We start from the raw sequence: 9,653 nt of genomic DNA, 5'->3' as shown, positions 1-9,653 counted from the left end.
GCAAATACAGGGATGACATCGAAAAGTTGCCGGTTCGCTTCATGAAAGTGGCCGGGCACCGTCTCGCGCTGATGTTCTGTCGGCTTTCCGTGACCGGATCGCATCGCGCGTTCGATCTTTCCGACGTCAGCAGACCAAAGCCAATGGAATTTCCGTACGTCGCGCTGAACGGCTTCGGTACGACGGACACTCCAGGATTCATCACATGGAGGGAGGAGGCCGGCTTGTTTCAGGCTGAAACCGGATCGGACCTGTGTCCCAGCCCGCACCTGCGGCATGTCTATCGGCTAGACGTGACCAGTCGCGAAAGCTTTGTCGTGGTTCGCGTCGAGGTCAGCGCGCCTGCGTGCGGCGCGGGTCAGGAATGGACCACGATCTGGGAGGCGAAACCGTGGCCCGCGCCGGCGGATCCGCGCTGACGCGCTCTTGCCAAAATGGTTAGCCCCGATTAACCAGCCTTTCGCATCAACCTTGCCGTTTAAGACTGTCGCAATCGGCAATAATTATTGAGTATCTTGCGGCCGGCGATTCCCGTTAAGGGACCGTGTCGCCGCTTTGGCAAATTTTCGGCGATTTTTGGGGACATTGAACCGCATGTGCGGCATCGTCGGCATTCTTGGACGCGCTCCGGTCGCGGAGCAATTGGTGGACTCGCTCAAGCGGCTCGAATATCGCGGCTATGATTCCGCGGGTGTCGCCACGCTGGAGAATGGCGGCCTGGCGCGGCGCCGTGCCGAGGGCAAGTTGAAGAATCTCGAGGTCCGGCTCGAGGCCAAGCCGCTCGGCGGCCACACCGGCATCGGCCACACCCGCTGGGCCACCCACGGCCGGCCGACCGAGAACAACGCGCACCCGCACGCCACCGAGCGCGTTGCCGTGGTGCATAACGGCATCATCGAGAATTTCCGCGAGCTGCGCGAGGAACTCGAGGCCAAGGGTGCGGTGTTCTCGACCGAGACCGACACCGAGGTCGTGGTGCATCTGGTCGACAATCTGCTCAAGGGTGGCGTCAAGCCGATCGAGGCGGTGAGGGCGGTGCTGTCGCAGCTGCGCGGCGCGTTCGCGCTCGGCTTCATCTTCGCCGGCGAGGACGATTTGATGATCGGCGCCCGCAACGGCCCGCCGCTCGCGGTCGGCCATGGCGATGGCGAGATGTATCTCGGGTCCGACGCGATCGCGCTCGGGCCGTTCACCGACACGATCAGCTATCTCGAGGACGGCGACTGGGTGGTGCTGAACCGCAAGGGCGCCACGATCTTCGACAAGGACAACGCCATCGTCCACCGCGAGGCGATCAAGCACACGACGGCAACGGCGCTGGTCGACAAGGCGAACTACCGCCACTTCATGGCGAAGGAGATCCACGAGCAGCCCGAAGTGGTCGGGCACACGCTGGCGCGCTATGTCGACATGGCGACCGAGCGTGTCACCATGCCGGTGAAACTGCCGTTCGACTTCAAGGATATCCAGCGCGTCTCGATCACCGCCTGCGGCACCGCGAGCTATGCCGGCTTCGTCGCGAAATACTGGCTGGAGCGGCTGGCCCGGCTGCCGGTCGAGCTCGATGTCGCCTCCGAATTCCGCTACCGCGAGGCTCCGCTGCGCAAGGGCGACCTTGCGATCTTCATCTCGCAGTCAGGCGAGACCGCCGACACGCTGGCGGCGCTGCGCTACGCCAAGGCGCAGGGCGCGCACACGCTCTCGGTCGTCAACGTGCCGACCTCGACGATCGCGCGCGAGAGCGAGACCGTGCTGCAGACGCTCGCCGGCCCCGAGATCGGGGTCGCCTCGACCAAGGCGTTCACCTGCCAGCTGATGGTGCTGGCCTCGCTCGCGGTCGCCGCCGGCAAGGCGCGCGGCGAGCTGTCCGATGCCGACGAGGCCAAGCTGGTGCATGGCCTGGTCGAGATCCCGCGCCTGATGTCGGAAGCGCTCACCACCGAAGTGCAGATCGAGAAGCTGGCGCGCGAGATCTCGAAGTCGCGCGACGTGCTCTATCTCGGCCGCGGCACCAGCTATCCGCTGGCGCTGGAAGGCGCGCTGAAGCTGAAGGAAATCTCCTACATCCACGCCGAGGGCTACGCCGCCGGCGAGCTCAAGCACGGGCCGATCGCGCTGATCGACGAGCACATGCCGGTCGTGGTGATCGCGCCCTACGACAAGGTGTTCGAGAAGACCGTCTCCAACATGCAGGAGGTCGCCGCTCGCGGCGGCAAGATCATCCTGATGACCGACGCCAAGGGCGCGGCGGAAGCGACCATCCAGTCGCTGGTGACGATCGTGATGCCGGACATGGGGGCGACCTTCGCGCCGATGGTCTACGCCGTTCCGGTGCAGCTGCTCGCCTATCATACCGCTGTCGTGATGGGCACCGATGTCGACCAGCCGCGGAATCTGGCCAAATCGGTCACGGTCGAATAGTCGCAAGCCGCGGCTTCACGCGGCCCTTCAAAAATGCGACAGAATGGCTTAGCTGGGTGGTGGACTACGGCCGCTTCGACGACCCTGGAACCGCAATGACCTCCAACCAAGTGCCTCCCGCCTCGACCGGTGAATTGCCCCCGGATGCCCCGCGCGGGCTGATGGCGCGGTTTCGCAACTATTTCCTGACCGGCCTCGTGGTGGCCGGGCCGGTTGCGATCACCCTGTATCTGACCTGGTGGTTCGTGAACTGGGTCGACAATCTGGTCCGGCCGTTCGTGCCCACGGCCTACCGGCCGGAAACCTATCTGCCGTTCGGGCTGCCGGGTTCCGGCCTGATCGTCGCGGTCATCGCGCTGACGCTGCTCGGCTTCCTCACCGCCAATCTGATCGGGCGAACCCTGGTCGATCTCGGCGAGCGGCTGCTTGGCCGCATCCCTGCGGTGCGCGCGATCTATCGCGGCTTGAAGCAGGTGTTCGAAACGCTGTTCTCCGGCAACGGCTCGAGCTTCCGCCGCGTCGGCCTGGTCGAGTTTCCCTCGCCCGGCATGTGGTCGATCGTGCTGATCTCGCAGGCGCCAAGCGCCGAACTCGCCTCCAGCCTGCCCGGAGCGGAAGAGCATATTTCGGTGTTCCTGCCGTGCGCGCCGAACCCGACCACCGGCTTCTTCTTCTATGTGCCGAAGAGCAAGATCATCGAGATCGAGATGAGCACCGAGGATGCCGCGACGCTGATCATGTCGGCCGGCGTGGTGCAGCCTGGCGCCAATGATCAGAAGCGCGCCGCGGCGCTCGCCGGCATGGCCAATGCTGCGCGCATTGCGAGCCAGGCTTCGGCGAGCCAGGCCTCGCTGCAGCCGGCAACTCAGCCCGCGCCGGCGAAGGTGGAGTAGCTCCCGTATCCCGCGTCATCGCGAGGAGCGAAGTGACGAAGCAATCCACGCTTCCGCATGTGCGGAACGATGGATTGCTTTGCTGCGCTCGCAATGAATGGGCTGGCCGCTACCCCGCGCCGATCAGCGGCACGGCTTCGTCGCGCTCGTAGAGGTAGAGCAGGACGCGCAGCGCTTCGCCGCGTTCGCCCTTCAGCTTCGGATTGTCCTTCATGATCCGCAGCGCCTCGTCGCGGGCCTGGGTGATCAGCTGGCCGTGCACCTCGGAGCGCGCGATGCGGTAGCCGGGCAGGCCGCTCTGGCGGATGCCGAGCACATCGCCTTCGCCGCGCAGCTTCAGATCCTCCTCGGCGATCCGGAATCCATCCGTGGTCTCGCGGATCACCTTGAGCCGCGCCTTCGACATCTCGCCGAGCGGCTCCTTGTAGAGCAGCAGGCAGGTCGAGGCTTCCGAGCCGCGGCCGATGCGCCCGCGTAGCTGATGCAGCTGCGCAAGCCCGAAACGTTCGGCGTTCTCGATCACCATGATGGTCGCCGCCGGTACGTCGACGCCGACCTCGACCACCGTGGTCGCGACCAGAAGGCTGATCTCGTGCGTGGCGAATTGCGCCATCACGCGGTCCTTCTCGGTGCCCTTCATCTGGCCGTGCACGAGGCCGACGCGATCGCCGAACCGCTTCTGCAAGCTCTCGAAACGCTCGGTCGCGTTGGTGAGATGCTCGGTGCCCTCGGCCTCGGATTCATCGACCAGCGGGCAGATCCAGTAGACCAGCTTGCCGGCGCCGAGCGCGCGGCCGACGCCGTCCATCACGTCCTCGATCCGGCTCATCGGCACCGCGCGGGTGTCGATCGGCTGGCGGCCGGCGGGCTTTTCGCGCAGCTCCGAGACGTCCATATCGCCGAAGTAAGTCAGCACCAGCGTGCGCGGAATCGGGGTGGCGCTCAGCACCAGCACGTCGACGGCCTCGCCCTTGGAGGTCAGCGCGAGGCGCTCGCGCACGCCGAAGCGATGCTGCTCGTCGACCACGGCAAGCGCCAGCGCCTTGTAGATCACATCGTCCTGGATCAGCGCGTGGGTGCCGACCAGGAGATCGACCTCGCCGGCCTCGAGCTGTGCCAGCAACTCGCGGCGCTCCTTGCCTTTCTCGCGGCCGGTGAGGATCGCAACGCGTAGGCCGGCGCGCTCGGCGAGCGGCGCGATGGTCTTGATGTGCTGGCGCGCCAGGATTTCGGTCGGCGCCATCAGCGCGGCCTGCTTGCCGGCTTCCGCAACCGCGGCGGCAGCCAGCAGCGCCACCACGGTCTTGCCGGAACCGACATCGCCCTGCACGAGGCGCAGCATCCGCACCGGCTGCTGCAGGTCCGCGATGATTGCCGCGACCGCCTCTTGCTGCGACCTGGTCAGCGCATAGGGCAGGGCATCGATGATCTTCCGGCGCAGATGACCATCGCCGGCGTTGCGCACACCGGCGGGGCGGCGCAGCGTGGCGCGGATCAGGGCGAGCGCGAGCTGGCCGGCCAGCAGTTCGTCGAATGCGAGACGTGACCAGAACGGACCGTCGGGCAGGATATCGGTCAGCTCGACCGGAACATGCACGCGGGTCAGCGCCTCCCTGATCGGCGGGAAGTTGCAGCGGCGCAGCACCTCGGGGCTGATCCACTCCGGCAGATCCGGCAGCTTGGTTAGCGCCTGCGCGATGGCGCGGCGGAGCGAGCCGACCGCAAGCCCCTCGGTCAGCGGATAGACCGGATCGATGCCGGACAGTTTTGCAAAGCCCGCTTCATCGACGACGCGATCGGGATGCACGATCTGCGGGATGCCGTCATACATCGCCAGCGTGCCGGAGACGTAGCGCTTCTCGCCGACCGGCAGCAGCTTCTCGACATAGCCGGGCTGGGCGCGGAAGAAGGTCAGCACGACGTCGCCGGTGTCGTCGCTGGCATAGACGAGGTAGGGCGCGCGCGAATTGCGTGGCGGCGGCGGGCGATGGCGGTCGACGGTGACCTCGAGCGTCACCATGGTTCCGACCGCGGCGTCGCGGATCTTCGGCCGGGCGCGGCGGTCGATCACGCTCGCCGGCAGATGCAGCAACAAGTCGACCAGCCGCGGCGTCTCGCTGCGGTCGAGCAGATAGCGCAGCAGCTTGTCCTGCTTCGGGCCGACCCCTTGCAGGGTCGTGACCTGGGCAAACAGCGGATTGAGCAGGGCTGGGCGCATCGACGAATCCAAGACCGTTTCACACCGTCATGCCCGGCCTTGTGCCGGGCATCCACGTCTTTTTTTGGAGCTGATGTCGGCCGGGTCCCGTCTTCGGCAAAGGCTTCGACAGACGCGCAAGCCCGGCAATGACGGCATGCGCCCACGGAAACCCCAAAACGCGGCGAATGAGGGCTGACATCGGCCATCGCCATCGCTATATCAGGCCCGCCCGGCACGTCCGGGCTTTTGGCGTTGGATGGATTTTGGGACATGACGGGATCGACACGATCGAGCAGCGGGCTCGATGACCGCCGCAAGCGGCTTTTGTTTCGCTGCTGGCATCGCGGCACCCGGGAGATGGACCTGATCCTCGGCCGTTTCGCCGACGCGACCATTGGCGAACTGTCCGACCACGAGCTCGGCGAGCTCGAGCATCTGATCGAGGTGCCGGATCCCGACCTCTATGCGGCGCTGACCGGCGACAAGGTGCTGCCGGCCGAATATGCGACCGCGCTGTTTGCCCGCATCAAGGCGTTCCGGGTCGCGGATCCCAGCGCATGAAACAGCCCATGAAATCACCGGCCGCGATGCTCGCGCCCGGCCGGGTGCTCACCATCGCCAACGTCGCCGAGGGCGCCGAAGGGCTCGTCATCTCCGATCTGGCGCGCGCGATTGCGGCGCAGCCGAAGCGGCCGGCCGTCACCCTTGCCGTGGTGTGCCGCGACGGCGCGCGGATGCAGCAGCTCGCCCGCGCGCTGGAGTTCTTTGCGCCCGATATCGCCGTGATGCAGGTTCCGGCCTGGGACTGCCAGCCCTATGACCGCGTCTCGCCGCACGCCGGCATTTTGGCGCAACGGCTCACCGCTTTGGCCAAGTTGTCGCGGCTGGTCGGCAGCGACAAGCCGCTGATCGTGCTGACGACGGTGAATGCCGCCGTGCAGCGCGTACCGGCTCGCGATCAGGTCGCAGCGCAAGCGCTGTCGGTTGCGCCCGGCAATGTGGTGCCGATGGATTCGGTCGTGGCCTGGCTCGAGCACAATGGCTACACCCGTTCGTCAACGGTGCGCGAGCCCGGCGAATATGCCGTGCGCGGCGGCATCCTCGATCTGTTTCCGGCCGGCCTCGACCAGCCGGTGCGCTTCGACTTCTTCGGCGACTCCCTTGAGTCGATCCGCACCTTCGATGCCGAAACCCAGCGCACGCTGCTCGATATGCGCGGGCTCGATCTCGTGCCGGTCTCGGAATTCCAGCTCACCACCGAGACCATCCGGCGTTTCCGCATGGGCTATGTCGCCGCGTTCGGCGCGCCGGAGCGCGACGATCAGCTCTATGAAGCCGTGTCCGAGGGACGGCGCCATCCCGGCATGGAGCACTGGCTGCCGCTGTTCCAGGAGCGGATGGACACGCTGTTCGATTATCTCGACGGCGCGACGGTTGCGATCGAGCCGCAGGGCGAGGACGCCGCGCGCGAGCGCTTCTCGCAGATCGTTGACTACTATGACGCGCGGCGCGAGGCGCTGGAGCATCCGGGCAGCGGCGCGATCTACAAGCCGCTGCCGCCGGACCAGCTCTATCTGACCGAGGCCGAATGGGCCAAGCTGCTCGGCGATGCGCCGCTGGCGCGGCTGACGCCGTTCGCGGTGCCCGAGGGCTCGAGCGAGGTGTTCGACGCCGGCGCGCGGCAGGGCCGCAATTTCGCGCCCGAACGCGCCGACGCCAACGTCAACGTGTTCGAGGCCGTGGTCGGCCATGTCGGCGCGCTGCAGTCGCAACGCAAGAAGGTCATCGTCGCGCTGTGGAGCGAGGGCTCGCGCGACCGCATGGGCGCGATGCTGCGCGACCACAAGCTCCTGAACACGACCAGCGTCAACACCTGGCGGATCGTGCAGGCGACGCCGCGCAACGAGACCATGCTGGCCGTGCTCGGCATGGAATCCGGCTTCGAGACCGACGAATTCGCCGTCATCAGCGAGCAGGACATTCTCGGCGACCGCCTGGTGCGGCCGCGCAAGGCGAGCCGCAAGCTCGACAATTTCATCTCGGAGGTAACGAGCCTTGCGACCGGCGATCTCGTGGTCCATGTCGAGCACGGCATCGGCCGCTTCGTCGGGCTGCAGACGCTGGAAGTCTCCGGCGCGCCGCATGACTGTCTCGAGCTGCACTATGCCGCCGAGACAAAACTGTTCCTGCCGGTCGAGAACATCGAGCTGTTGTCGCGCTACGGCTCCGACAGCGCCAATGTCGAGCTCGATCGTCTCGGCGGCGGCGGCTGGCAGGCGCGCAAGGCAAAACTGAAGAACCGGATCCGCGAGATCGCGGGCGAATTGATCAAGATCGCGGCCGAGCGGCAGCTGCACGAGGCGCCGAAGTTCCCGCTGCAGCCGCACGTCTATGACGAGTTCTGCGCGCGCTTCCCCTATGAGGAGACGGAGGATCAGCTCGGGGCCATCACCTCGACCTTGAAGGATCTCGAGATCGGCCGTCCGATGGACCGGCTGATTTGTGGCGACGTCGGCTTCGGCAAGACCGAGGTGGCGCTGCGCGCGGCGTTCGCCGTGGCGCTGGAGGGCAGGCAGGTCGCGGTGGTGGTGCCGACCACGCTGCTGGCGCGTCAGCACTCGCGGACTTTCACCGAGCGCTTCCGCGGTTTCCCGGTCAATGTCGCGCAGGCCTCACGGCTGGTGTCGACCAAGGAACTCAGCCAGGTCAAGAAAGGGCTCACCGACGGCAGCGTCGACATCGTCGTCGGCACCCATGCGCTGCTCGGCAAGACCATCAAGTTCAAGGACCTCGGCCTGTTGATCGTGGACGAGGAACAGCATTTCGGCGTCAGCCACAAGGAACGGCTGAAGCAGCTGCGTGCCCAGGTCCACGTGCTGACGCTGTCGGCAACCCCGATCCCGCGCACCCTTCAGCTTGCATTGACCGGCGTCCGCGAGCTCTCGATCATTGCCTCGCCGCCGGTCGATCGTCTTGCGGTGCGCACCTTCGTCGCGCCGCACGATCCCCTGATGATCCGCGAGGCGCTGCTGCGCGAACGCTACCGCGGCGGGCAGGCGTTCTACGTCGTGCCGCGGATCGAGGACCTTGCCGGCGTCAAGGACTTCCTCGACAAGAACGTGCCCGAGATGAAGGTCGCGGTCGCCCACGGCCAGATGCCGCCGACCGTGATCGAGGACATCATGTCGGCGTTCTACGACGGCAAGTACGACATCCTGCTGTCGACCACGATCGTCGAGTCCGGTCTCGACATCCCGAACGCCAACACGCTGATCGTGCACCGCGCCGATATGTTCGGCCTCGCCCAGCTCTACCAGCTGCGCGGCCGCGTCGGCCGCTCCAAGCTGCGTGCCTATGCGCTGTTCACGCTGCCGGCACAGCAGAAGATCACGGCGCAGGCGGAGCGGCGGCTCAAGGTGCTGCAGTCGCTGGAGACGCTGGGGGCCGGCTTCCAGCTCGCCTCGCACGACCTCGACATCCGCGGCGCCGGCAATCTGCTCGGCGAGGAGCAATCCGGCCACATCAAGGAAGTCGGCTTCGAGCTGTACCAGTCGATGCTGGAGGAGGCGATCGTCAACCTCAAGGCCGGCGTCGCCGAGCCGGCTGCCGACCGCTGGTCGCCGCAGATCACGATCGGCATGCCGGTCCTGATCCCCGAGGACTATGTCAACGACCTCAGCGTGCGGCTGTCGCTGTATCGTCGGCTCGCCGATCTCGACACCGACGAGGACATCGACGCCTTCGCCGCCGAGATGCGCGACCGCTTCGGCGTGCTGCCGGACGAGGTGCGCTATCTGTTCAAGGTCGCGGCGATCAAGGCCTATTGCCGAAGGGCCAATGTCGGGAAGGTCGATGCCGGCCCGAAGGGCGCCGTGATCGCATTCCGCGACAACAGTTTTGCGCATCCGGAGCGGCTGGTCAGCTTCATCCGCCAGCACGGCCAGGCCGCCAAGGTGCGGCCGGACATGAAGGTGGTGTTCTTCCAGGAGTGGGATACTCCCGAAGAGCGGCTCGCGGGCACCACCGAGATCCTGCGCCAGCTCGCCAATCTCGCGGAGAGCAAGAAGGCAGCTTAGACTACGTTCTCCGGCAGATCGCGTTCCAGCGGACTTGACCGGCCTTGCTACCCGCTCGACCTG

5 protein-coding genes and 1 pseudogene are annotated in these 9,653 nt (G+C 66.3%); 5 read left to right on the top strand and 1 reads right to left on the bottom strand.

Annotated features, from left to right (window positions below; all coding sequences use genetic code 11):
* The 3 genes and pseudogenes from AKL29_RS14900 to AKL29_RS14890 form a co-directional block, all read left to right on the top strand.
* Nucleotides 1–419: pseudogene (locus AKL29_RS14900) on the top strand (hypothetical protein); the annotation flags it as partial.
* A 175-nt stretch (nt 420–594) separates the two neighbouring features.
* Nucleotides 595–2,421: a glutamine--fructose-6-phosphate transaminase (isomerizing) gene (gene glmS, locus AKL29_RS14895; RefSeq protein WP_050384715.1), complete on the top strand. Its 1,827-nt coding sequence runs from the start codon at nt 595–597 to the stop codon at nt 2,419–2,421.
* A 95-nt stretch (nt 2,422–2,516) separates the two neighbouring features.
* Nucleotides 2,517–3,314, top strand: coding sequence for a DUF502 domain-containing protein (locus AKL29_RS14890; protein WP_050384725.1), 798 nt, complete (start codon nt 2,517–2,519; stop codon nt 3,312–3,314).
* A 109-nt stretch (nt 3,315–3,423) separates the two neighbouring features.
* On the opposite strand, the gene recG is transcribed toward AKL29_RS14890, so the two are convergent.
* On the bottom strand, nt 3,424–5,532 hold the full coding sequence (recG, locus tag AKL29_RS14885; protein WP_050384714.1) for an ATP-dependent DNA helicase RecG: 2,109 nt from the start codon (nt 5,530–5,532) through the stop codon (nt 3,424–3,426).
* A gap of 252 nt (nt 5,533–5,784) precedes the next feature.
* Here recG and AKL29_RS14880 point away from each other — a divergent pair, with 252 nt between their 5' ends.
* Nucleotides 5,785–6,075, top strand: a complete 291-nt coding sequence (locus AKL29_RS14880) for an FAD assembly factor SdhE (RefSeq protein WP_028332052.1) — start codon at nt 5,785–5,787, stop codon at nt 6,073–6,075.
* On the top strand, nt 6,072–9,590 hold the full coding sequence (mfd, locus tag AKL29_RS14875; RefSeq protein ID WP_050384713.1) for a transcription-repair coupling factor: 3,519 nt from the start codon (nt 6,072–6,074) through the stop codon (nt 9,588–9,590). The genes AKL29_RS14880 and mfd overlap by 4 nt, the downstream gene beginning before the upstream one ends.
* Nucleotides 9,591–9,653: the final 63 nt, after the last annotated feature.

It is taken from the genome of Bradyrhizobium pachyrhizi (assembly GCF_001189245.1).
Lineage (GTDB): Bacteria > Pseudomonadota > Alphaproteobacteria > Rhizobiales > Xanthobacteraceae > Bradyrhizobium > Bradyrhizobium pachyrhizi.
This window is presented reverse-complemented; position numbering and strand designations above follow the sequence as displayed.

Bases quoted from the DNA above. Each gene is read 5' to 3' on its own strand.
- AKL29_RS14890 (WP_050384725.1), top strand. From the start codon at position 2,517: ATGACCTCCAACCAAGTGCCTCCCGCCTCGACCGGTGAATTGCCCCCG.
- recG (WP_050384714.1), bottom strand. From the start codon at position 5,532: ATGCGCCCAGCCCTGCTCAATCCGCTGTTTGCCCAGGTCACGACCCTG.
- mfd (WP_050384713.1), top strand. From the start codon at position 6,072: ATGAAACAGCCCATGAAATCACCGGCCGCGATGCTCGCGCCCGGCCGG.
- glmS (WP_050384715.1), top strand. From the start codon at position 595: ATGTGCGGCATCGTCGGCATTCTTGGACGCGCTCCGGTCGCGGAGCAA.
- AKL29_RS14880 (WP_028332052.1), top strand. From the start codon at position 5,785: ATGACGGGATCGACACGATCGAGCAGCGGGCTCGATGACCGCCGCAAG.